The following is a 22241-nucleotide window of genomic DNA, read 5'->3' as shown; positions in this document are numbered from 1 at the left end:
GGTTGCGCTGCGCCGAAATCCAATGTCCGTGTCCCTTACCGCGCCTGCTGGCATCGGGAAAACCCGTCCTTCGCGTCAGCGCCCGGGGGACCGAACCGCCCGTATCATACCGGCTGACGTCCCGGACCATAAGTTGGCTATCCGACATAGGTCCGACGGTACGCGGATTCGCCAGCGGGACACGCCTGCTGACTATCGGCGGCTTCTTAAACGTATGAATAATAAAGTAATCTAATCAGGTTACAATTCGTCTCCGCGTGCGTCGGCTTGTCTGACGAAAGGCCTCCCGATAGGGTTATCGGCAGGTCTTGCTGAAAGCTTGAGCGCGCAGGAATCATTGGCATGCAGCCGCCGGGCGCCATTGGCGGCAAACGAACTTGCACTATTTCGTTACACAAAGCTGCTATCGTCACATTTTTATAAATAATCGTTGGTCGGGCGGACACGTTCGCACCACGGTTGGCAGCGCCCTCGGATTGACGAACGGTGCTGCCTTAGCCGGTTTCTTGTACCCCGGCTCAGACATCACATCCATGAGAAGACAACCTATGGCACTGCGTCGCATGGCGACGGCACTGCTGGCGGCGGGACTTATCGTCGCGCAAGCCGCGCACGCGCAAGTGACGTTGAATTTCGTCAATGCCGACATCGACCAGGTCGCGAAGGCGATCGGTGCGGCTACCGGCAAAACCATCATCGTCGATCCCCGCGTCAAGGGACAGCTCAACCTCGTCTCCGAGAATCCGGTGCCCGAGGACCAGGCGCTGAAGACGCTGCAGGCGTCGCTGCGCATGCAGGGCTTCGCGCTCGTGCAGGATCACGGCGTCCTGAAGGTGGTGCCCGAGGCCGACGCCAAGCTGCAAGGCGTGCCGACCTACGTCGGCAACGCGCCGCAAGCGCGCGGCGATCAGGTCGTCACGCAGGTCTTCGTGCTGCACAACGAATCGGCGAACAATATCCTGCCGGTGCTGCGGCCGCTGATTTCGCCGAACAACACCATCGCCGCGTATCCGGCGAACAACACGCTCGTCGTCACGGATTACGCGGACAACGTGCGGCGCATCGCGGGCATCATCGCGGGCATCGACACAGCGGCGGGCCGCGAAGTCGATATCGTGCAGCTCAAGAACGCGAACGCAATCGATGTCGCGGAGCAAATGAACAAGCTGCTCGATCCGGGCACCGTCGGCAGCACGGACGCGACGCTGAAGGTCACCGTCACGCCCGACCCGCGCACCAACTCGCTGATGTTCCGCGCCTCCAGCAGCGCGCGGCTCGCGGCGGCCAAGGATCTGGCGAAGAAGCTGGATGCGCCGACATCGCAGCCGGGAAACATGCACGTCGTCCCGCTGCGCAACGCCGACGCGACGCGGCTCGCCAAGACGCTGCGCGCCATGCTCGGCAAGGGCGGCGGCAACTCGGACAACTCGTCGGGCAACGGCTCCGGCTCGAATTCGTCCAATTCGTTCGGGCAAAGCGGGCTCGGTAATTCATCGACTTCGACGGGCACCTCCGGCGTTCCGCCGCTGCCCGGCGGTCTTGGCAGCAGCAGTTCGGGCACCGGCAACAATCCGATGTCGGGCTCGGGCGGCACGCGCGACGCGGGCTTTTCCTCGAACAAGGACAGCGACAACGGCAACGACACGGGCAGCGGCGGCGGCATGATTCAGGCCGATTCCGCGACGAATTCGCTCATCATCACGGCAGCCGATCCGGTCTACCGCAATCTGCGCACCGTGATCGACCAGCTCGACGCACGCCGCTCGCAGGTCTATATCGAAGCGTTGATCGTCGAACTCTCGGCGACAACCGGCGCGAATCTCGGCATTCAGTGGCAGGGCCTGCTGCTGTCCAACGGCGGCAACAACGCGGTGTACGGCAGCACGAGCTTCGGCTCGGGCAACACGAACATCTTCGACCTGACCTTGCAGGGCAACGCGATCGCGCAAAATCCGTCGTCGGTCACGTCCACGAGTGGCCTGCTCGCCAACGGCCTGAACATCGGTCTGCTGCACCGCTTCGGCAATCTGTTCGGGCTCGGCGGCCTGCTGCAGGCGCTGTCCACCTCGGCGGATGCGAACATTCTCTCCACGCCTAACCTGATCACGCTCGACAACGAGGAAGCGAAGATCGTGGTCGGCCAGAACGTGCCGGTTGTGACGGGCTCGTACGCCACGCCGACCGCGAACGCCGCCACCTCCGTGACCGCGTTCAACACGTTCGACCGCCGCGACGTGGGCGTGACGCTGCACGTGAAGCCGCAGATCACCGACGGCGGTGTGCTCAAGCTCCAGATCTATCAGGAAGATTCGAGCGTCGACGCGACGACCAAGACCGATCCGGGCGGCGTGACCATCAACACGCGTTCGGTGCAGTCGACCATTTTGGCCGACGACGGCGAGATCGTCGTGCTCGGCGGCCTCATGCAGGATCAGTACAACAATAACAACAGCAAGATTCCGCTGCTCGGCGACATTCCGTTCATCGGCAGTCTGTTCCGCAGCGAAAGCAAGACCCGCACGAAGACGAACCTGATGGTGTTCCTGCGCCCGGTGATCGTTCGCGATCAGGCGACGGCCTCGCAGATCGCCAATACGCGCTATGAATATCTGCGCAATCAGCAGTATGGTTCGACGACGGACAACCGCCTGATCAAGGATCAGAACGTGCCGATGATGCCGCCGAAGCCGCTCGGTCCGAGCGAAGGCGGCGGCGCGCCGGCCCAGAATCTGCTCGACTGGAACAATCTGACGCGCGGCGTGCCGAGTTCGACGCTGCCGCAGGATCCGAACGCCGGTCCCGCGCCGCAGCCGTATCAGACCGCGCCGCAGAGCACGTATCCGGCGCCCGCGAACGGCGCGACCAACGCGATGCCCGGCAACGCGGCGACGAACGCCATGCCCGGCAACGCCGCCACGGGCTATGCGGTGCCGAACAACGCGCCGAGCGCCGCGCCGCTCGGCGGCAATCAGACGGGAGGACAGCCGTGAACACGCTGAACGCCGAAGCCGAAACCACGATCGCCACGGAAGCAACGGCCGCATCGCCGCTCGCAGCGCGGCTCGTGCCTTACGGCTTCGCGCGTACCGGCCAGATTCTCGTCGCCCAGAAGCATGACGACGTCACCGAAGTGTGGATCAGCGAGCGCACGAACGACGCGGCGCTCGCGGAAGTGGCGCGCAATTTCGGCGCGCTCACGATTGTCCGCAAGTCCGGCGACGAACTCGCGGCCGCGATCAACTCGGCTTACGCGCGCAATGACGGCAGCGCGGCCCAAGTGGTCGGCGAAGTGGAAGGCGAGGTCGATCTCTCGCGGCTCATGCAGGACATTCCCGAAGTGGAAGACCTGCTGGAATCCGAAGACGACGCGCCGATCATCCGCATGATCAACGCGCTTCTCACGCAGGCGGCGCGCGAACAGGCGTCGGATATTCACATCGAGCCGTTCGAGAACGCGTCGGTCGTGCGCTTTCGCGTCGACGGCACGCTGCGCGACGTCGTGCGTCCGAAGAAGGCGCTGCACGGCGCGCTGATCTCGCGCATCAAGATCATGGCGCAGCTCGATATCGCCGAGAAACGTTTGCCGCAGGACGGCCGCATCACGCTGCGCGTGGGCGGCCGGCCGGTCGATGTGCGCGTGTCCACGCTGCCGACCGGCCACGGCGAGCGCGCCGTGCTGCGTCTGCTCGAAAAAGACGCGCAGCGGCTCAACCTCGAAACGCTCGGCATGGCGCGCGACACGCTCGTCCAGTTCGACAAGCTGATCGGCCGGCCGCACGGCATCGTGCTCGTGACCGGCCCGACCGGCTCCGGCAAGACGACCACGCTCTATGCGTCGATGTCGCGGCTCGAAACCACGACCACCAACATCATGACGGTGGAAGACCCGATCGAATACGATCTCTCGGGCATCGGCCAGACGCAGGTGAACGAGCGCATCGGCATGACGTTCGCGCGGGCGCTGCGCTCGATTCTGCGTCAGGACCCGGACATCATCATGATCGGTGAAATCCGCGACCTCGAAACCGCGCAGATCGCGGTGCAGGCGTCGCTGACCGGCCACCTCGTGCTCGCGACGCTGCACACGAACGACGCGGCCTCGGCCGTCACGCGTCTGACGGACATGGGCGTGGAGCCGTATCTGCTCGCGTCGTCGCTGCTCGGCGTGCTCGCGCAGCGTCTCGTGCGCCAGCTGTGCCCGGTCTGCAAGGAAGAGCGCGAGGAAGAAGACGGCGTAAAGCACTGGCATCCCGTGGGCTGCGACCGATGCGGTCAGTCGGGCTACGTGGGCCGGCGCGGCGTATACGAACTGCTGCTGATCGACGACGCCATTCGCCCGCTGATTCATCGCAACGCCGCCGACGCCGAGATTCTCGCGGCGGGCCGCGCGCACGGCATGCGCACGCTGCGCGAGGACGGGAACCGCTGGCTGAACGCGGGCGTGACATCGCTCGAGGAAGTGCTGCGCGTGACAGGCGGAGACTAAGCGTATGCCGGCGTTCCGTTTCGAAGCCATCGACCAGGCGGGCAAGACGCAGACCGGCGTGCTCGACGCCGACAGCGCCCGCGCCGCGCGCAGCCACCTGCGCACGCAAGGACTGACGCCGCTCGTCGTCGAGGCGGCGGGCACGCGCACGCGCGGCGAACGGCAGCAACGGCTCTCGCTCGGACGACGGCTGTCGCAACGCGAACAGGCCATTCTCACGCGCCAGCTCGCGAGTCTGTTGATCGCCGGCCTGCCGCTCGGCGAAACGTTGTCCGTGCTGACCGAGCAATCCGAACGCGATTACATTCGCGAACTGATGGCCGCGATCCGCGCCGAAGTGCTCGGCGGGCATTCGTTCGCGAACGCGCTGGCGCAGCATCCGAAGGACTTCCCGGAGATTTATCGCGCGCTCGTGGCGGCGGGCGAGCATACCGGCAAGCTCGGCCTCGTGCTCTCGCGTCTCGCGGACTACATCGAGCAGCGCAACGCGTTGAAGCAAAAGATCATTTTGGCGTTCACGTATCCGGGCATCGTCACGCTTATTGCGTTCGGCATCGTCACGTTCCTGCTGAGTTACGTGGTGCCGCAAGTGGTGAACGTCTTCGCCAGCACGAAGCAGGCGCTGCCGTTCCTCACCGTGATGATGATGGCGCTGTCCGCCTTCGTGCGCAGTTACTGGTGGGCCGTGCTGATCGGCGTGGTGCTCATCGCGTGGCTCGTGCGGCGCGTTTTGTCGCGGCCCGGACCGCGCATGGCCTTCGACCGCTGGCTATTGACGGCGCCGCTCGTCGGCAAGCTCGTGCGCGGCTATAACACCGTGCGCTTCGCCAGCACGCTCGCGATCCTCACCGCCGCCGGCGTGCCGATCCTGCGCGCGCTGCAGGCGGCGGGCGAAACCCTGAGCAACACCGCGATGCGCCAGAACGTCGACGACGCCATCGTGCGCGTGCGCGAAGGCTCGGCGCTCTCGCGCGCGCTCGCCAACACGAAGACGTTCCCGCCCGTGCTCGTGCACTTGATCCGCTCGGGCGAAGCCACCGGTGACGTCACCACGATGCTCGACCGCGCGTCCGAAGGCGAAGCGCGCGAGCTCGAACGCCGCACGATGTTCCTCACGAGCCTGCTCGAACCGCTCCTGATTCTCGCGATGGGCGGCGTGGTGCTGGTGATCGTGCTCGCGGTGATGCTGCCGATCATCGAACTGAATAATCTGGTGCAGTAATGAACGCCCTGCAAACTCGCCTGCTCACGCTCGCCGCCCTCGCGCTCTTTTGCGTGACGGTGACCTATTGGGTCGTCACGCTGACTTCGCGTCAGACCGCGCCGTCGCCCGCCGCCGCCGCGACGCGTACGCCGTCGGTCGAACAGGCCGCGACTATTTTCGGCGGCCAGCTGGAGCGGCAAGCGAACTCCGACGTGCATCTGTTCGGCATTCTCGCGCTGCAAGGCGGTGCGGCGGCGATTGTCAGCTACGGCGGCGAGCCGCCGCGCGCGGTGTCGCTCGGCGGCCCGCTCACGCAGGGCGTGAAGCTCTCGCAAGTGAAAGCGCGTTCGATCATCGTCGAACGCAACGGCGTGAAGTCGGAAATCTTCCTGCCGCCGGTACCGCCCGGACCGACGATCTACGTCCGTTGACCGCGGTCACGGCGCGATAAACGCCGGTCGATAGAATGCCCGTCGGCTTCGGTCGAACGAAGCCGCATGTTCTTCAATCAACAGCGGGCGCAAGCCCTGAATCAACACGAGGTAGCAGTCATGCAAATGTGGACGCAACGCCGCATGGAAATCACCCAGGCCAAGGCGCGCCGTCAACGCGGTTTTACGCTCATCGAAATCATGGTCGTGATCGCGATTCTCGGCATTCTCGCCGCGCTGATCGTGCCGAAGATCATGAGCCGCCCCGACGAAGCGCGCCGCGTGGCCGCGAAGCAGGACATCGGCACCATCATGCAGGCCATGAAGCTGTACCGGCTGGATAACGGCCGCTATCCGACGCAGGAGCAAGGTCTGCGCGCGCTCATCGAGAAGCCGACGACGGAACCCGTGCCGAACAACTGGAAGGACGGCGGCTATCTGGAACGCCTGCCGGCCGATCCGTGGGGCGGCCAGTATCAGTATCTGAATCCGGGTGTGCACGGCGAAATCGACGTGTTCAGCTACGGCGCGGACAACAAGGCGGGCGGCGAGGGCAACGATGCCGACGTCGGCTCGTGGCAGTAAAAGGAACGTGAAGTGAACAGGCACGGCAAGCACAGCGCAGCGCGTCGGAATGCGGGTTTCACGCTGCTGGAAATGCTCGTCGTGCTGGTGATCGCGGGCTTGCTCGTCTCGCTCGCGTCGCTGCAACTCACGCGCAATCCGCGCACCGATCTCAACGAAGAAGCGCAACGGCTCGCGCTGCTCTTCGAATCGGCGGGCGACGAAGCGCAAGTGCGCGCCCGGCCCATTGCGTGGCAGCCGGTGGAAGGCGGATTCCGCTTCGATATCCGCACCGAAGACGGCTGGCGTCCGCTGCGCGACGACCTTCTGCGCGCGCGCCGCTGGGAAGGCGGCGTGACGAGCGTGAGCATTCAGTTTCTCGATTCGGACAAGTCCGTGAGCCGGCTCGTCTTCGGCACCGAAGCCATCGACACGCCCATGGAAATCACGCTCGTCTCGGCGGTGGGCCGGGCGACGATCATCGGCAGCGGCAACGGCCGCTTTCAGGTGCGGTGATGCGTGCGCGAGCCACACACCGCCGCATACAGCGCGGCTTCACGATGATCGAGGTGCTCGTCGCGCTGGCGATTCTCGCGGTGGCGCTCGCGGCGTCGCTGCGCGCGGTCGGGTCGATGGCGACGAGCGAAGCGGATCTGCATCGGCGTTTGCTGGCCGGATGGAGCGCGGACAACGAGCTTGCCCAGCTCCGGCTTTCGCATGTGTTTCCGGATATCGGCTCGCGCACGTTCGACTGCTCGCAGGGCAATCTTAAGCTCGTCTGCACGCAGCGCGTTTCGGCCACGCCGAACCCTATTTTCCGGCGCGTGGAGATGTTCGTCGCAACGCCGGGCCGCACCGGTTATCTCGCGCAAATGGTCACGGTGGTGGCGAATGAAACGAATCGTTCGCTCTGATTCGCGCCGCACGGCGCGGCGGCAGCGCGGTTTCACGCTGCTCGAAATGCTCATCGCCATCGCCATTCTCGCGGTGATCGCGGTGTTGTCGTGGCGCGGGCTCGATCAGATCATTCGCGGCCGCGCGACTATTACGAACGCGATGGAAGACGAGCGCGTGGTCGCCCAGTGTTTCGATCAGATGCGCATCGACGCGCGGCAGGCCGCGACCGACGACGAAGCCGGCCAGCCGGCGGTCTCGCTCGGCAACGGCACACTGCAGATCGTGCGCGGCGTGTTCGCGCCGGCCACCGCGCCGCGCTTGCAAGTGGTGCGGTATCGGCTGACGGACGGGCGCATCGTGCGTTACGCGTCGCCGCCGCTCGAAAATGTCGGCGAAGTGCGGCGCGCGCTTTCGTCGAGCGATACCGCCGATGGCTGGAGCGCCGTGCCGTTGCTCGGCGGCGTCGGGTCGCTCGCGACGCGCGTCTACATTCCGCAGAAAGGCTGGACGACGCGCATGGCCGACGTGCTTTCGCAGATCAACGAGAACGACAACAATCTGAAGGTGCCGCAACTCGGCAACGCGCCGCTCGCGCGTGCCGTCGCGGGCATTCAGGTGGCGGTCGGCGCGCCGAATCTGCGTGTGCCGATCACGCGCGTGTTTCTGGTCGGAGAATGAGGATGCGTGCATCGGGCCGAAGCAAACGGGAGCGTGGCGTCGCGATCATCAGCGCGTTGCTTGTAGTCGCACTGTCGTCCATTCTCGTGTCCGGCATGTTGTGGCGACAGCAGGTGCAGGTGCGGCGCATCGAGAATCAGCGGCTGCTCGCGCAGGCCCAGTGGATATCGCGCAGCGCGCTCGACTGGACGCGGCTCATTCTGCGTTCCGAAGCCGATACCTCGCCGACCGTCACGTATCTCGGCGGCGTGTGGGGCGTGCCGATCGCGAAGACGAAGCTCTCCGACTTTCTCGGGCAGATCGGCGAAGTGCGCGCGCAGGAAGGCGCGCAGACGTTTCTGTCCGGCTCCATCGAAGACGCACAGGCGAAGTTCAACCTGCGCAATCTGGTTGCGACGCCGACGCCCGGCGTGCTGACCATCAACGTCGAGCAGATTCAGTCGTTTCAGCGGCTTCTGACGATGCTCGGCATCAACGGATCGCTCGCGAAGACGGTGGCCTTGCAGATGCGCGCGGGTCTCTCGCGCTCCGCGACGCGCTTTCAGACGCAAACGGGCAACGGCGCGTCTGCGGCGAGTTCGCCGGCGGAGGTGATGGCGGCGATCGCGCAAGGCGGCGGCACGGGCGGCGGCAATTTCACCGACGATCCCGGCCTCAAGGACGCCGACAACGACGCGCCGGTCGCGCCGCTGCAAATGATCAGCGTGGATTCGCTGCTGGACGTGCCCGGTTTTTCGGCCGAAGCCGTCGCGAAGCTGCGGCCGTTCGTGACCGTACTGCCGACGACGACCGCCGTGAACATGAACACCGCGCCCGCCACGGTCGTCGCCGCCGTGGTGCCGGGCATGAGCCTGTCGCAGGCGCAGGCGTTCGTGGCGCGGCGCGAGACCGTGTTTTTCCACGATGCCGGCAACGTGCAGCTCGCGCTGACCGGCGCGGGCGTGCGTTCGACGTCGATCGACCCGAACGAACTCGACGTCACCACGCGCTATTTCGTGATTCATGGGCGCGTCGAGCACGAGCGGGCGCAACTGGAGCGCACCACGCTCGTGTACCGCGATCCGACGACGCACACCACGCGCATCGTCTATACGCGCGACGCGCTCTGATGACGCTGTTACTGACAAAAGGAAGTGGCCTTTGAGCACACTGATCGTTCTACTACCGCCGCGCGATCCCGCCGTGCGCTCGCAGGAGTGGCAACTGCCAGAAATGGCGTTCCTGCTGCTGGACAAGCGCGGCGAGACGCAGCGCGCCGGCCGCGCCGCAGTCGGCCTTCTGCCGCGCGCCAACGCAACCGTGCTGATTGTCGCGGCGCGCGACACCCTGCTGCTCGCCGCTACCATTCCGCCGCTGAAGGGTCCGAGACTGCGCCAGGCGCTGCCGAACGTGGTCGAGGATCAACTGATTCAGGACGCGCAGACGTGCCACATCGCCGTCGATCCCGCCGCGCTCGCGGACGGGCGGCGGGTGGTCGCCGTCATCGACCGCGGCTGGTTCCGCTTCGTCTGCGACGCGTTCATGAGCACCGGGCATCGCAATCTGAAGGCGGTTCCGGCCATGCGCTGCCTGCCGGTTCCGGCCGCCGCGCCTGTCGTCGAGACGCCGGAGGGCGAAGAAGAAGCCGCCCAGCCGCCCACGCCGTTCATCGCGGGATTGCTGGGCAACGTGATTTCGACCGCGCCTGCGCTGATCGGCGAAATCGAAGCGACGGCGCCCGCGAGCGCCGCCGCGCCGCGCGTCGAAATAGCCATCGCGCGCGGCGAACGCGCGGCGCTCGGCGAAGGGCTTGCGCTGCCCGTCGATTCGATAGCACCGACGCTCGACGCACTGGCGGGCGAGCATCCGCTCACGCTTTATTCGCTCGTCGATATGCCCGGCGACGAGCCGCGGCTTGCGGCGTCGCGCGCGCACGCGTCCGTCGCGGGCGCGCAGCCGCTTGCGTTCGAGGCGCTCGCCCGCAATGCGCTCGCGAGCCGCTTCGACCTGTGCCAGTTCGAATTCGCCGCCCAGCCATGGCGACTCGATCGCGCGACCATGCGCCGCCTGCGCGTGCCGATCGCGCTCGTGGCGGCGTCGGTCATCGTGTCGATCATCGGCATCAACGTGCAGTGGATTCAGCTTTCGCGCCAGCGCGACGGCATCAGCGACCAGATGACCAGACTGCTGCTCGACACGTTCCCCAAAACCACGACCGTGCTCGACGCGCCCGACCAGATGGCGCGCAACCTCGACCGGCTGCGCGTGGCGTCAGGCGAGCTGTCGCCGTCGGATTTTCTGTCGCTCGCCGACGGCCTCGCGCGCTCGCTCGGTCCGGTGCCGGTGAACGGCATCGCCGGGCTGGATTATCGCGACCGTCATCTCGAAGTGACCTTCAAGCCGGAAACCAAGGTCGATCCGGACCTCGGCAAGCGCCTCGCGGCCAACGGGCTGAACGGCGCCATCGACACGAACACCGGCAAATGGACCATCAGGAGCGGCCAATGAAAGCGGAAATCGGACGAACGCTCTCCGAGTTCTGGGAGGCGCGCACCGCGCGCGAAAAGACGCTGCTGATGTGGGGCGGCCTGCTGCTCGGCATCGTGCTCGTGTATCTCGTGCTGTGGGCGCCGGCTTACGAAGGCCGCGCGCGTCTGCGCGACACCTTGCCGACCATGCAGCGCCAGCTCGCCGCGATGACCGCGCAAGCGAACGAAGCGCGGTCGCTTGCCGGCAGCGCCGAGGGCGTGACGCCGACGGGCGGCGCGCTGCGTGATGCGCTCGCGAAGTCGCTCGCGGACAACAACATGCAGCCGACGCAGGTGCAGGTCATCGGCGCGGCGGTGCAGATTCAGTTGAAGAACGCGTCGTTTCCTAACTGGACGATGTGGCTCGACGACGCGCGCAAGCAGTTCAAGGTGCAGGTGTCGGAAGCGCACATTCAGGCGCTGAAGCCGGACGGTCAGGTGGACCTGACGGCATCGCTGCAACCGGCCGGGGTCAAATGAGCTACTGGACTCGCCGACTCAGGCTCGCGCTGCCGGGACTTATCGTGATGGTGTTGTCGGTGGCGGGCACGCTGCTCGTCATGATGCCCGCCGCGTGGATCACGCCGCAATTCGCGAAGGCGACCGGCGGCCACGTGAATCTCGCCGACCCGTCCGGTTCGCTCTGGCGCGGCTCCGCGACGCTGATGTTCGCGGCGAGCACCGACGGCTCCGGCGCGACGCTGCTGCCGGGACGCATCGAGTGGACGACGGCGTTCTGGCCGCTTTTCACCGGCCGCGTGCACATGACCATGCGGCAGACGGAAGCGATGCCCGACCCCGTGATCGTCGATGCGACGACGCGCGGCGCGACGCTCTCGGCGGGCGGAATCGCGGTTCCGGCGACGCTGCTCGCAGGACTCGGCGCGCCGTTCAACACGCTGAATTTCGAAGGCACCGTGCGGCTTTCGTGGACCGAATTCCGCTTGCTCGGCAGGAATGCTTACGGACAGTTCGTGGTGACGCTGGACGACATGGCGTCGCGCGTATCGCGGGTCAAGCCGCTCGGTTCGTATCGCGTCGCGTTGCAGGCGCAGGGTGCGACGGCGAGCATTGACCTCTCGACAACCCGAGGCCCTTTGCTGTTGACCGGCAGCGGCGTGATCTCGCAACAAGCGACGACGTTCGAAGGCACCGCGAAAGCAGAGCCGCAACAGCGCGAAAATCTGGCGGGACTGTTGAATCTGCTTGGACGACACACCGATCCGGACACCGTCGCGCTGACGTTCGCGCATTACTAAGCGCAGAATCAGCCGCCGGCTGCGTCCTTTTCCGTCGCGGACATCGTCTCGGGCGCGGAAGCCGGCGCGGGCGCCTCGACGCCGCCCGTCTCCCGGTTCATCTGCGCGACATCCCAACCGCCGCCCAGCGCCTTCACCAGTCCGACGGACGCGACCATGCGCTGCCCCGCGATATTCGCAAGCTTCTGTTCCGCCGTGAACGCCGTGGTCTGCGCAGTCAACACGCTGATGAACGCGACCGTTCCCGCCTTGTATTGATTGTTGATGATGGCGAGCGCCTGCTGCGCGGACTGAACCGCCTGCTGCTGCACGACGACTTCCTGTTCGAGAATCCGCAGCGACGCAAGGTTGTCTTCGACGTCCTGGAACGCGGTCAGCACTGTTTGCCGATACGTTGCGACGTCCTGGTCGTAGGCGGCGCGGGCCGCTTCGGTGCGCGCTGCGCGCAAGCCGCCGTCGAAGATAGTCGCGGCGATATCCGGCCCGAGCGTCCAGAAACGCGACGGCGCGCGCAGCAATTGCGACAGCACCGAGCTTTCGAAGCCGCCCTGCGCCGACAACGTGAGCGTAGGGAAATACGCGGCGATCTCGATGCCGATCTGCTCGTTCGCCGCAGCCGCCTTGCGCTCCGCCGACGCGATATCCGGACGCCGCTCCAGGAGCGCCGACGGCATCGCGGTGGGAACGGTGGGCGGCGTGGCGTCGAGCGGCATGGCGGGAAGCGCGAACGTCGAAGCCGGTTCGCCGACGAGCACCGCGATGGCATGCTCATATTGCGCGCGGGCCACGCCGTTGTCGATGGCGGCGGCCTGCGCCGACTGCAACTGCGTCTGCGCCTGAATCACGTCCGAGCGCGCGACGATGCCCTGCGCGTACTGGTTCTGCGTGAGCTTGAGCGACTGCTGGTAAGCCGCAACGGTATCGTCGAGCAGCTTTTGCTGCGCGTCGAGCGCGCGCAGCTGGAAGTAGGTCTGCGCGAGCGTCGCCTGCGCGGACAGACGCGCGTTAGCGAGATCCGCAGCCGCGCCCTGTTGCCCCGCCTTTTGCGCCGTCACTGCCCGGCCGATGTTGCCCCACAAGTCCGGCTCCCACGACGCATCGAGCGCGAGGCTGTAGTCGTTGCTGACCCTGCTGCGGTTGGAGAACGCGGTGGTCGTCGTGCCGCTGCTGGTAGCCGATCCCGCTCGCGACGCCGACGCGGACAAGCCGATGGTCGGGAAATACGCCGCCCGCGCCTCGCCGACGAGCGCGCGCGCCTGCCGATACGCCGCCGCGTACTGCGCGATGGTCTGGTTCGACTGGTTCAGACGCGTTTCGAGATCGTCTAGGCGCGAGTCGTTGTAGACGGTCCACCAGTCGCCGCGGTCCGCCCGGTCGGCAGGTTGCGCGATTTTCCAGCCCTCGGGCGCTTCCTTGAAGGCGGCGGGCATCGGCGTGGAAGGACGCTGATAATCCGGGCCGACGGCGCAACCCGCGATCAAAAGCGCGCAACTGGCGGCAATCGCGATTGCGCTCAGTTTCCGCGCGTGACGGCGAGCGGCGGGATGGCGGGACCTGATGGAAGCGGAAACGGCGGGGCGATACGGCATCTGCTTGTCGGGGATTCTGTCGGCGTCGGTTCGTCCGGTGCGGCGAACGCGGTCAGCCGAGATAGTAACGGAACGCCCGCTGCGTGCTTCGCAGCGGGCGTCGGGCAGACGTTAGGGTAACGGCTTCACCGTAAGGCTGGTGTTACGCGAGGGAAGGAATCGGTTACGGCGCGTTACTCGCGCTAGACGCGACAGCTACGACGCGACGCGACGCGCGGTTCAGCGGCCCGTCGAGCCGCCGCCGGCCGGGCAGCCGGTGCATGGCGAGCCAAGCAAGGCACGGGGCGACGCCGCGCCCGTTTTCCCGGAAGCCTCGCCTTTGCGCCGATGCCGATTCTCGAACCAGCCCATGGCGAGCACCGCCAGCGAGCCGCCCGGCAGCAGAAACACGATCAGATAAAGCGCGAGCTTCCACGGATTCATCTTCGACGGGACGAAGTGACGGGAAGCACTGGCGATCGTGCTGCTGACTTGGCCGACGTGTCGGCGGGCGGTGCGGGCGAAGCGGGTCATTTGAAGGGTCTCTCGGGGCGTCCTTTTAGCGACGCGACTGGCGTCAAAACATGGTCTCGGGCGGCGCATGAAGCGCGTAACTCGTTGCATAGAATAATATTGACTGTGCAAGTACTTTTCAAGATACTGGCGATTGCTTTTTCTCCGACTGTTGTTTCGCGGCACGCCGCGCCGACGTCAAACCGCATGGACAGCGAACCGCTATACGACCCCGCCACGATCCGGCTCGAAACGAGCCTCGGCTATCACCTTGCGAAGGCGCGCAACGTATTGATCGCGCGCACCGACCAGGCGTTGAAGCCGCTCGATCTCACATCGCAACAGATCGGCGTGATTCTTTCGCTGGCTGCTGGGCGAGCGCGGACGCCGCTGGAGCTGTCGAGAGAGATGTCGTATGACAGCGGCTCCATGACGCGGATGCTGGACAGGCTCGAGAAGAAGGGCTTCGTGAGCCGCACCCGCAGCGACGCGGACCGGCGCATCGTCGAACTGAAGCTGACCGAGCGCGGGCAAGACGCCGCCGCGCGCCTGCCCGCTATCGGCGCGGCGGTGCTGAACGAACAACTGCACGGCTTTAGCCGCGCCGAACTGGATCTGCTGATCGCGATGCTGGCTCGCATCATCGGCAACTCGCCGATGGACGACAGCGCGGCCTGCGGACTCCACGATACGGATCTGGACTAACGACTGCCCTCTAGACGTCGGCACGGATTGCCCATTTCACTGTCTGGGCAGAGAATGCCGCGACACGAATAATTCACGCGCTGGAGCACAACAACAATGGCAACCACGACCGCGACCGATCACGCCGCCCCGCCCGCCCCGGCCCCGCTCACCGGCGGCATTCTCGCGCTCCTGACGATGGGCCTCGCGCTCGGCACGTTCATGGAAGTGCTCGACACGTCGATCGCCAACGTCGCGGTGCCGACCATCTCGGGCAGCCTCGGCGTCGCGACGAGCGAAGGCACGTGGGTCATCTCGTCCTATTCGGTGGCGTCGGCGATTGCGGTGCCGCTGACCGGCTGGCTCGCGCGGCGCGTCGGCGAGGTCAAGCTCTTCACCATCTCGGTACTGCTGTTCTCCGTCGCCTCGGCGCTGTGCGGCTTTGCGCAGAATTTCGAATCGCTCATCGCGTTCCGGCTGCTGCAAGGGCTCGTCTCCGGCCCGATGGTCCCGCTCTCGCAAACCATCCTCATGCGCAGTTATCCGCCGGAAAAGCGCGGACTCGCGCTCGGTTTATGGGCGATGACCGTGATCGTCGCGCCGATCTTCGGGCCCGTGATGGGCGGCTACATCACCGACAACTACACGTGGCCGTGGATCTTCTATATCAACGTGCCGATCGGCGTATTTTCGGCGGCTATCGCGTACTTCCTCTTGCGCGGCCACGAGACGAAGACGACCAATCAGCGCATCGACGGCGTCGGGCTGGCGCTGCTCGTGATCGGCGTCTCGAGCCTGCAAATGATGCTCGACCTCGGCAAGGACCGCGACTGGTTCAATTCGAACTTCATCGTGGCGCTGGCGATCATCGCGGCCATTTCGCTCGCGTTCATGTTCGTGTGGGAGATCACGGAAAAAGAGCCGGTCATCGACTTGTCGCTCTTTCGCGACCGCAATTTCGCGATGGGCGTGCTCATCACGTCGCTCGGCTTTCTTGCGTTCTTCGGGTCGGTGGTCGTGCTGCCGCTGTGGTTGCAGACGGTGCTCGGTTACACGCCCTGGCTCGCCGGCCTCGCGACCGCGCCGGTCGGCATACTCGCGCTCGTGCTTTCGCCGATGATCGGCCAGAACATGCATCGCATGAATCTGCGCGTGGTCGCGAGCTTCGCGTTCATCGTGTTCGCGTTCGTGTCGTACTGGAACTCGACGTTCACGCTCGACACGCCGTTTCATCAGATCGTCTATCCGCGCCTGATTCAGGGGATCGGCGTGGCGTGCTTCTTCGTGCCGATGACGACGATCACGCTCTCCAGCGTCTCCGATGAAAGGCTCGCGGGCGCGGCAGGATTGTCGAATTTCCTGCGGACGCTGTCGGGCGCCATCGGCACGGCGGTCAGCACGACGTTCTGGGAAAACGACATGATTCGCCATCATGCCGTGCTCACCGAATCGGTCACGCCCTACGCGCAGACGACCACGGCTTATTCCGACCTGCTTTCGGGCGTCGGCCTGTCAGGACAGGCGCTCACCGCGCAACTGGATCGTGTCGTGGCCGCGCAGGCGTACATGATGTCGACCAACGACTTCTTCCGCATTTCCTTCTATGCGTTTCTCGTGCTCGCCGCGATGGTCTGGCTGACGCGTCCGCGCAAGGGCGCATCCGCGTCGATGGGTCATTGACGCAGGAGCGTCACTGAATCGGCGTGACCGATTGCGCCGGCTGGCTGTCCAGATTGAGCGGAACAGACTGCATCTGCTGCGGCTGCTGCACGGCCTGCGGCGTGGCGCTGACGGGACGCGACGTGCCGTTGCGCACGAATTGCTTGAAGTCCGCGCCCGCCTGCCACGGGTTCGGATCGCAGCCGAGCGGACTGTCGCAGTGCGCCGCGAAGCCGATGGTCGCCGTGCCTTCGTTGCTCGGCGTCTTTGTGACCTGATACGCGAGCGCGCGCTTGCCGCTCGACGGGCCGGCCGTCTGAATGACGGAATCCGTGATCGCTTGCAACTTGTACTCGGAATGATTCGTCACCCAAACCTGCGCGCGCGCCCACCACGCGTCGCATTCGAGCTTGCTCATGCAGGTGAGCGGCGCGGTGGCCTGTTCGATCGTCTGGCTGCTGACCTGCGTTTCGGCGGCGCACCCGGCGATCAAGGCGAGCGACGCGGCTGCGCTGATGAGTCGGTAGTTCATCGCAATCCCGATAGTCGATAAAAAGCCAATTTTCGGTCCGCACGCGCGTGCGATGTTCGGCGCGTTTCCGTCTGTTGCAAAACGCGTCGTTTTTGCCAGACTCGCCGAAGCGAAGCAGGAAAAAACGCCCGTGAGCGCGATCACACGCCGACGCTGTTCGGCTTGTAATCCCGATACGCGGCGACGAACGCGTCGAACGGTTCAGTCTCTTCGCGTTCGATGGCGGCTTGCTCCGTCAGCGACTTCGCGGCAAGCGCTTCCATGTCGCGCTCTTCGTCGGGCGGCAGCGGGCGGCGGCGAAAGTACTCCGCGTGCGCACGGCTGATGTCGAACGCGAACGTCTCGAAGGACTGCTGCTTGTCGCGCATCGTCTGCAGCACGCGAGCCGACGGTGTCAGCGACGCGTCCGCAATGCGCGGGCGAAGCGCCGCGAGTGCGCGCGTGTGGTCGTCGTTACCGGCGAGCGCGTCGAGCGTGCTGGCGACCGGCTCGATGGCATCGAACAATTCGTTCGCCCACGCCTGCATCGAAACCTGCGCGCCGTCACGACGAAGCGTCAGGCCCGGTTTGCGTCCTTCCTTCGTGATGGCGTTGAAGTTGTCGTTCGCCTCGATGTTCGCCTCGCGCGGCAAGAGCGGGCTGTCTTCCAGTGCGCAGTAAAGCAGATACGCATCCAGAAAGCGCGCCGTTTCGAGCGCGATGCCGGCCGGCGCGAACGGATCGATATCCAGGCAGCGCACTTCGATGTATTGCACGCCGCGCTCGGCCAGCGCGTGCAGCGGGCGCTGGCCGGAACGTGCTACGCGCTTCGGACGGATCGTCGAGTAGAACTCGTTTTCGATCTGCAACACATTCGTATTGATCTGCACCCACTCGCCGTCGCGCTGCGTGCCGATGGCTTCATACGGCGCATACGGCTGGCTCACGGCTTTTGCGAGCACGTCGAGGTACGCGTCGAGGTGATCGTAGCTCGGCAGCAGATCGGCCTGCGCCGGATTGTTCGTGTAGCCGAGGTCGCTCATGCGCAGGCTGGTGGCATGCGGCAGATAGAACGTGTCGTCGTCGAACGTTTCGAGCCGATGCGGCTTGCCTTCGACGAAGCGTTTATTCAGCGCGGGCGACGCGCCGAACAGATACATCAAGAGCCAGCTCGTGCGGCGAAAGTTGCGGATCAGCGCGAAGTAACGCTCCGAGCGGAAGTCCTGCAACGACAGCGTGCTCGCCGGATCGAGCGCCTGCCACGCTCGCCACACGTTCTCGTCGAGCGAATAGTTGTAGTGAATGCCCGCGATGCATTGCATCGTGCGGCCGTAACGCAGCGCGAGTCCGCGACGATACACGTGCTTCAGTTTGCCGATGTTCGACGTGCCGTAATAACCGAGCGGGATCTCGTCCTCGGGCGGCAGCGCGTTGGGCATCGAGTGATTCCACAGCAGCTCGTCGCCGAGATGCGCGTAGGCAAAGCGATGAATCGCGTCGAGACGCGCGAGCGCGCGCGCGGCGTCCGGCTCGGCGGGCGTGATGAGTTCGACGAGCGCTTCCGAATAGTCCGTCGTGATGAGCGGATGCGTGAGCGCCGAGCCGAACGACCGCGGATGCGGCGTCATTGCGAGCTTGCCATCGGCCGTCACGCGCAGGCTTTCCTTTTCGATGCCGCGCAAGCCTTGGCGCAGGGCGTCGGCGTGTGGGCCGGACGCGAGCGCGGCAAGCCTGCGCTGGTATGCGCCGGCTGCGGGGTGAGCGGGATTTTTATTTGCCATTGAAGCGTTCTGCGAAGAGCGCGAGTGGCTCGCGCCCGGTCAAATTTTCGGGTAGCGGGCACTTTAACATCTCGGTGTTGCCCGTGCTTGAGGCTCCGATTGGCGCGGTTCGCAGCGCGATGAACGCGTGTTGGCGATGCAATGAAAAAGCGCCCGCGCGTCGTTCGACGGCGGGCGCAGCGGTGCTAATTTTGCTTTCAGGCGACCTTTCCCGCTTCGCTGTGTGTGCGCTCGGTGTCGAGCAACGCTTCCTTGCGCGACAAGCCCCAGCGATAGCCGGCAATCGCGCCATCCTTGCCGATCACGCGATGACACGGAATCGCCAACGCCACGGGATTCGATGCGCACGCGCTCGCGACGGCCCGCACTGCGCCCGGCGATCCGACCGACGCCGCGACGTCCGTATAGCTGCGCGTCTCGCCGTAGGGAATCTGGCGCAGCGCATCCCAGACGCGCTGCTGAAACGCGGTCGCGCCGATGTCGAGCGGCAAGTCGAACCGCTCGCGCGTGCCGTGCAGATACGCGCGAATCTGCGCGATGAACGGCTCCATGCGCGCGTCGTCCCGAACGCGCTCGGCCAGCGCGAAATCGGCGGCGAGCTGGTCGATGAGCGCGGCGGGATCATCGCTGAAAGCGATCTTGCAGACGCCCTTGTCCGTCGCCGCGACGAGCACGGTGCCGAGCGGCGTGGCCGCGGTCGCGTAGCGCACGGTCAGTCCCGCGCCCTTGCGCCGATACGCAGACGGCGTCATGCCGAGTTCCGCTGGGGCGGCGTCATACATACGCGACGGCGAGCCGAAACCGGCGTCCTGCGTGGCGCGCGTGACATCGCGCCCGCGCTGCAAGGCATCGCGCAGCACGCCCGCGCGCCGGGCCGCCTGATATTGTCGCGGCGAAATCCCGACGATCCGCGAGAACAGCCGCTGCAAATGGAACGGGCTGACGTGCACGGCGTCGCTCAGTTGGGCGAGCGTCATGCGCTGCTGCGGATCGGCGTCGAGCACCTTGCACGCGCGCTCGACGATGGCGAGTTCGCGCGGCAGGCTCGTCGGCTGACAGCGCTTGCACGGGCGATATCCGGCGGCTTCGGCTGCGTCGGTTGTCGTGAAGAAGGACACGTTCTCGCGACGCGGCGCCCGCGACGCGCATGACGGGCGGCAGAATACGCCGGTCGTGCGCACGGCGAAGAAGAATGCGCCGTCGGCTTTGGCGTCGCGTCCGGCGACGGCTTGCCAGCGGCTTTCATCCGTTTGATAGAGGGGCATTTCTGCGGCGTTCATGATGACCTCGGCGGCTTTTGGGTACGCGTCCACTGTAGAGCCGTGCCGATGAGGTTACGCGCCGTTCCTTGCTCTGTCATTTTTGGCTCGTCCAGCGTTGCGACAAAAAGTGACGCGCAGATACCACACATCGACGCCATAGGGGTTTTTACTAAAATTTCTATTGCGTCGCATCAACCCGCTGTGTATTATTGGAACTGTCTCCTCCATGTCTCCTCCTGATATGGATTCAGCCCGCCGACTAGGCGGGCTTTTTTTTTCGCCTTCTCATCTGCAGCAGGCGTAAAAAAACCGGGCGCTAGTGGCCCGGCTTTCTCGTAGTTGCGTCCGACTACAGCACGTAGCGTGACAAATCCTCGTCTTCCGCGACATCGCCCAAAGCGCGGTCCACGTACGCCGCGTCGATCTTCACCGGCTGGCCTGCGTGGTTGCCCGCCGCGAACGACACTTCCTCGAGCAGCTTTTCGATCACCGTATAAAGCCGCCGCGCGCCGATGTTCTCAGTCTTCTCGTTCACCGAGAACGCGATTTCGGCCAGACGCCGGATGCCGTCATCGGCGAAGTCGAGTTCGACGTCTTCCGTTGCGAGCAGCGCCTTGTACTGTTTGACGAGACTCGCGTCGGTCGAATTCAGGATGGACTCGAAATCGCCCACGGACAGCGAATCCAGCTCGACGCGAATCGGGAAACGCCCTTGCAGCTCGGGTATCAGATCGCTCGGCTTGGCGAGATGAAACGCGCCGCTCGCTATGAACAGGATGTGATCCGTCTTGATCATCCCGTACTTCGTGTTGATGGTCGTGCCTTCCACGAGCGGCAGCAGATCACGCTGCACGCCCGCGCGCGAGACTTCCGCCCCGCCGACTTCACTGCGCGACGCGATCTTGTCGATCTCGTCCAGAAAAACGATGCCGTTCTGCTCGACGTTCTGCACCGCCTTCGTCTTGACCTCTTCGTCGTTGAGCAGCTTGCCGGCTTCTTCGTCGGTGAGCAGCTTCAGCGCCTCCTTCACCTTCACCTTGCGGCGCGTCTTCTTGCCGCCGCCGATGTTCGCGAACATCGAGCGAATCTGCTCGGTCATGTCTTCCATGCCCGGCGGACCCATGATGTCCATGCCGACTTGCGGCATTTCGACGTCCAGTTCGACTTCCTTGTCGTCGAGCGCGCCTTCGCGCAGGCGCTTGCGGAACGTCTGGCGCGTGGTGTTATCGCCTTCGCTGGTCGCTTCTGCCGCGCCGAAACCGACCGGGCGCGCGCTCGGCAGCAGAATATCGAGAATGCGGTCTTCCGCGCGATCTTCCGCCTTCGTGCGCACCTTCTTCATCTCCGCCTCGCGCGTCTGCTTGACGGAGATTTCGATCAGATCGCGCACGATGCTGTCGACATCGCGGCCCACGTAGCCGACTTCGGTGAACTTGGTCGCTTCGATCTTGATGAACGGCGCGTCTGCGAGCTTCGCGAGACGCCGCGCGATTTCGGTCTTGCCGACGCCCGTCGGCCCGATCATCAGAATGTTCTTCGGCGTGATTTCCTGGCGCAGCGGCTCGGCGACCTGCTGACGGCGCCAGCGGTTGCGCAACGCGACGGCGACCGCCTTTTTCGCGCGCCCTTGACCGATGATGTGTTTGTCGAGTTCGGAGACGATTTCGGAGGGAGTCATGGTGGTCATCGCTGGGTTCCTTTATTCGATCGTCTCGATGACGCGATTGTGATTGGTATAGATGCACATGTCGCCGGCGATGGTCAGCGCCTTTTCGACGATATCGCGTGGCGAAAGGTCGGTGTTTTCGGCGAGCGCCTGCGCGGCGGCTTGCGCATACGCGCCACCCGAGCCGATCGCGCAGATGCCGTTTTCGGGATCGAGCACGTCGCCGTTGCCGGTAATGACGAGCGTGGCCTGTGCGTCGGCGGCGATCAGCATGGCTTCGAGACGGCGCAGCATGCGGTCGGTGCGCCAGTCTTTCGCCAGTTCGACGGCGGCGCGCGTCAGATTGCCCTGGTGCTTCTCCAGCTTCGCTTCGAAGCGATCCAGCAGCGAGAACGCGTCGGCGGTGCCGCCGGCGAAGCCGACCAGCACCTTGCCGCCATAGATGCGGCGCACTTTCTTGGCGCCGCCCTTCATGACGATGTTGCCGAGCGTCACCTGACCATCGCCGCCCAACGCGACTTTGCCGCCGCGTCGCACGGAGACGATGGTCGTGCCGTGAAATTGTTCCATG

At 65.2% G+C, this 22241-nt stretch carries 21 protein-coding genes; 14 read left to right on the top strand and 7 right to left on the bottom strand.

Annotated features, from left to right (window positions below; genetic code table 11):
- The first annotated feature begins 548 nt into the window (after window positions 1–548).
- The 12 genes from gspD to P9239_RS18245 all read left to right on the top strand — a co-directional run bounded on the left by gspD (window position 549) and on the right by P9239_RS18245 (window position 12026).
- A complete protein-coding gene (gspD, locus tag P9239_RS18300) occupies window positions 549–2990 on the top strand; it encodes a type II secretion system secretin GspD (RefSeq protein WP_309753389.1) in 2442 nt (813 codons plus the stop codon).
- 5 nt (window positions 2991–2995) lie between these two features.
- The gene (gene gspE / locus P9239_RS18295) at window positions 2996–4486 is read left to right on the top strand and encodes a type II secretion system ATPase GspE (protein WP_309754138.1); all 1491 of its coding nucleotides are present in this window, start codon (window positions 2996–2998) and stop codon (window positions 4484–4486) included.
- 4 nt (window positions 4487–4490) lie between these two features.
- On the top strand, window positions 4491–5708 hold the full coding sequence (gspF, locus tag P9239_RS18290) for a type II secretion system inner membrane protein GspF (RefSeq protein ID WP_309753387.1): 1218 nt from the start codon (window positions 4491–4493) through the stop codon (window positions 5706–5708).
- A complete protein-coding gene (locus P9239_RS18285; RefSeq protein WP_309753385.1) occupies window positions 5708–6121 on the top strand; it encodes a hypothetical protein in 414 nt (137 codons plus the stop codon). Before gspF ends, P9239_RS18285 begins: the two co-directional genes overlap by 1 nt.
- 120 nt (window positions 6122–6241) lie before the next feature.
- Window positions 6242–6706, top strand: coding sequence for a type II secretion system major pseudopilin GspG (gspG, locus tag P9239_RS18280; RefSeq protein ID WP_309754134.1), 465 nt, complete (start codon window positions 6242–6244; stop codon window positions 6704–6706).
- Window positions 6707–6718: 12 nt separating this feature from the next.
- Complete coding sequence (locus tag P9239_RS18275; RefSeq protein WP_309753383.1) at window positions 6719–7201, top strand: GspH/FimT family pseudopilin; 483 nt, start codon at window positions 6719–6721, stop codon at window positions 7199–7201.
- Window positions 7201–7599: a type II secretion system minor pseudopilin GspI gene (gene gspI, locus P9239_RS18270; RefSeq protein ID WP_309753381.1), complete on the top strand. Its 399-nt coding sequence runs from the start codon at window positions 7201–7203 to the stop codon at window positions 7597–7599. Before P9239_RS18275 ends, gspI begins: the two co-directional genes overlap by 1 nt.
- A complete protein-coding gene (locus P9239_RS18265) occupies window positions 7577–8260 on the top strand; it encodes a prepilin-type N-terminal cleavage/methylation domain-containing protein (protein WP_309753380.1) in 684 nt (227 codons plus the stop codon). The genes gspI and P9239_RS18265 overlap by 23 nt, the downstream gene beginning before the upstream one ends.
- Window positions 8257–9369, top strand: a complete 1113-nt coding sequence (gene gspK, locus P9239_RS18260) for a type II secretion system minor pseudopilin GspK (protein WP_309753378.1) — start codon at window positions 8257–8259, stop codon at window positions 9367–9369. Before P9239_RS18265 ends, gspK begins: the two co-directional genes overlap by 4 nt.
- Before the next feature lie 31 nt (window positions 9370–9400).
- A complete protein-coding gene (gene gspL, locus P9239_RS18255; protein WP_309753377.1) occupies window positions 9401–10747 on the top strand; it encodes a type II secretion system protein GspL in 1347 nt (448 codons plus the stop codon).
- Window positions 10744–11247 carry a type II secretion system protein M gene (locus P9239_RS18250; protein WP_309753375.1) on the top strand — a complete coding sequence of 168 codons (504 nt, stop codon included), beginning with the start codon at window positions 10744–10746 and terminating at the stop codon, window positions 11245–11247. The genes gspL and P9239_RS18250 overlap by 4 nt, the downstream gene beginning before the upstream one ends.
- Window positions 11244–12026, top strand: coding sequence for a type II secretion system protein N (locus tag P9239_RS18245; RefSeq protein WP_309753372.1), 783 nt, complete (start codon window positions 11244–11246; stop codon window positions 12024–12026). Before P9239_RS18250 ends, P9239_RS18245 begins: the two co-directional genes overlap by 4 nt.
- Before the next feature lie 8 nt (window positions 12027–12034).
- Here P9239_RS18245 and P9239_RS18240 read toward each other — a convergent pair whose 3' ends face one another.
- Together P9239_RS18240 and P9239_RS18235 are read right to left on the bottom strand one after the other, a co-directional pair.
- Window positions 12035–13615: an efflux transporter outer membrane subunit gene (locus tag P9239_RS18240; protein ID WP_309753370.1), complete on the bottom strand. Its 1581-nt coding sequence runs from the start codon at window positions 13613–13615 to the stop codon at window positions 12035–12037.
- A 219-nt stretch (window positions 13616–13834) separates the two neighbouring features.
- Window positions 13835–14128 carry a hypothetical protein gene (locus P9239_RS18235; RefSeq protein ID WP_309753369.1) on the bottom strand — a complete coding sequence of 98 codons (294 nt, stop codon included), beginning with the start codon at window positions 14126–14128 and terminating at the stop codon, window positions 13835–13837.
- 186 nt (window positions 14129–14314) lie between these two features.
- On the opposite strand from P9239_RS18235, the gene P9239_RS18230 reads away from it, so the two are divergent.
- Together P9239_RS18230 and P9239_RS18225 are read left to right on the top strand one after the other, a co-directional pair.
- Window positions 14315–14812 carry a MarR family transcriptional regulator gene (locus P9239_RS18230; RefSeq protein WP_309753367.1) on the top strand — a complete coding sequence of 166 codons (498 nt, stop codon included), beginning with the start codon at window positions 14315–14317 and terminating at the stop codon, window positions 14810–14812.
- Window positions 14813–14908: 96 nt separating this feature from the next.
- A complete protein-coding gene (locus P9239_RS18225; protein WP_309753365.1) occupies window positions 14909–16471 on the top strand; it encodes a DHA2 family efflux MFS transporter permease subunit in 1563 nt (520 codons plus the stop codon).
- Between the two features lie 10 nt (window positions 16472–16481).
- Here the strand turns inward: P9239_RS18225 and P9239_RS18220 are convergent, their stop codons facing one another.
- The 5 genes from P9239_RS18220 to hslV form a co-directional block, all read right to left on the bottom strand.
- Window positions 16482–16982 (bottom strand): hypothetical protein, encoded by a 501-nt coding sequence (locus P9239_RS18220; protein ID WP_248320775.1) that lies wholly within the window; start codon window positions 16980–16982, stop codon window positions 16482–16484.
- Window positions 16983–17122: 140 nt separating this feature from the next.
- Window positions 17123–18742, bottom strand: coding sequence for a glutamate--cysteine ligase (gshA, locus tag P9239_RS18215; protein ID WP_309753362.1), 1620 nt, complete (start codon window positions 18740–18742; stop codon window positions 17123–17125).
- A 197-nt stretch (window positions 18743–18939) separates the two neighbouring features.
- Window positions 18940–20022, bottom strand: a complete 1083-nt coding sequence (gene ada / locus P9239_RS18210; protein ID WP_309753360.1) for a bifunctional DNA-binding transcriptional regulator/O6-methylguanine-DNA methyltransferase Ada — start codon at window positions 20020–20022, stop codon at window positions 18940–18942.
- 331 nt (window positions 20023–20353) lie between these two features.
- On the bottom strand, window positions 20354–21691 hold the full coding sequence (hslU, locus tag P9239_RS18205) for an ATP-dependent protease ATPase subunit HslU (RefSeq protein WP_309753359.1): 1338 nt from the start codon (window positions 21689–21691) through the stop codon (window positions 20354–20356).
- 12 nt (window positions 21692–21703) lie between these two features.
- Window positions 21704–22240: an ATP-dependent protease subunit HslV gene (gene hslV / locus P9239_RS18200; RefSeq protein ID WP_309753357.1), complete on the bottom strand. Its 537-nt coding sequence runs from the start codon at window positions 22238–22240 to the stop codon at window positions 21704–21706.
- Window position 22241: the final 1 nt, after the last annotated feature.

The organism is Caballeronia sp. LZ062, assembly GCF_031450785.1.
Lineage (GTDB): Bacteria > Pseudomonadota > Gammaproteobacteria > Burkholderiales > Burkholderiaceae > Caballeronia.
The sequence above is the reverse complement of the archived record's forward strand: the minus strand, read 5'-3'. Positions and strand labels throughout refer to the sequence as shown.

Excerpts from the sequence above, each read along its gene's own strand:
- gspD (WP_309753389.1), top strand. The coding sequence starts at position 549 with ATGGCACTGCGTCGCATGGCGACGGCACTGCTGGCGGCGGGACTTATC.
- gspF (WP_309753387.1), top strand. The coding sequence starts at position 4,491 with ATGCCGGCGTTCCGTTTCGAAGCCATCGACCAGGCGGGCAAGACGCAG.
- P9239_RS18285 (WP_309753385.1), top strand. The coding sequence starts at position 5,708 with ATGAACGCCCTGCAAACTCGCCTGCTCACGCTCGCCGCCCTCGCGCTC.
- gspG (WP_309754134.1), top strand. The coding sequence starts at position 6,242 with ATGCAAATGTGGACGCAACGCCGCATGGAAATCACCCAGGCCAAGGCG.
- gspI (WP_309753381.1), top strand. The coding sequence starts at position 7,201 with ATGCGTGCGCGAGCCACACACCGCCGCATACAGCGCGGCTTCACGATG.
- P9239_RS18265 (WP_309753380.1), top strand. The coding sequence starts at position 7,577 with ATGAAACGAATCGTTCGCTCTGATTCGCGCCGCACGGCGCGGCGGCAG.
- gspK (WP_309753378.1), top strand. The coding sequence starts at position 8,257 with ATGAGGATGCGTGCATCGGGCCGAAGCAAACGGGAGCGTGGCGTCGCG.
- P9239_RS18250 (WP_309753375.1), top strand. The coding sequence starts at position 10,744 with ATGAAAGCGGAAATCGGACGAACGCTCTCCGAGTTCTGGGAGGCGCGC.
- P9239_RS18245 (WP_309753372.1), top strand. The coding sequence starts at position 11,244 with ATGAGCTACTGGACTCGCCGACTCAGGCTCGCGCTGCCGGGACTTATC.
- P9239_RS18240 (WP_309753370.1), bottom strand. The coding sequence starts at position 13,615 with ATGCCGTATCGCCCCGCCGTTTCCGCTTCCATCAGGTCCCGCCATCCC.
- P9239_RS18235 (WP_309753369.1), bottom strand. The coding sequence starts at position 14,128 with ATGACCCGCTTCGCCCGCACCGCCCGCCGACACGTCGGCCAAGTCAGC.
- P9239_RS18230 (WP_309753367.1), top strand. The coding sequence starts at position 14,315 with ATGGACAGCGAACCGCTATACGACCCCGCCACGATCCGGCTCGAAACG.
- P9239_RS18225 (WP_309753365.1), top strand. The coding sequence starts at position 14,909 with ATGGCAACCACGACCGCGACCGATCACGCCGCCCCGCCCGCCCCGGCC.
- P9239_RS18220 (WP_248320775.1), bottom strand. The coding sequence starts at position 16,982 with ATGAACTACCGACTCATCAGCGCAGCCGCGTCGCTCGCCTTGATCGCC.
- gshA (WP_309753362.1), bottom strand. The coding sequence starts at position 18,742 with ATGGCAAATAAAAATCCCGCTCACCCCGCAGCCGGCGCATACCAGCGC.
- ada (WP_309753360.1), bottom strand. The coding sequence starts at position 20,022 with ATGAACGCCGCAGAAATGCCCCTCTATCAAACGGATGAAAGCCGCTGG.
- hslU (WP_309753359.1), bottom strand. The coding sequence starts at position 21,691 with ATGACCACCATGACTCCCTCCGAAATCGTCTCCGAACTCGACAAACAC.
- hslV (WP_309753357.1), bottom strand. The coding sequence starts at position 22,240 with ATGGAACAATTTCACGGCACGACCATCGTCTCCGTGCGACGCGGCGGC.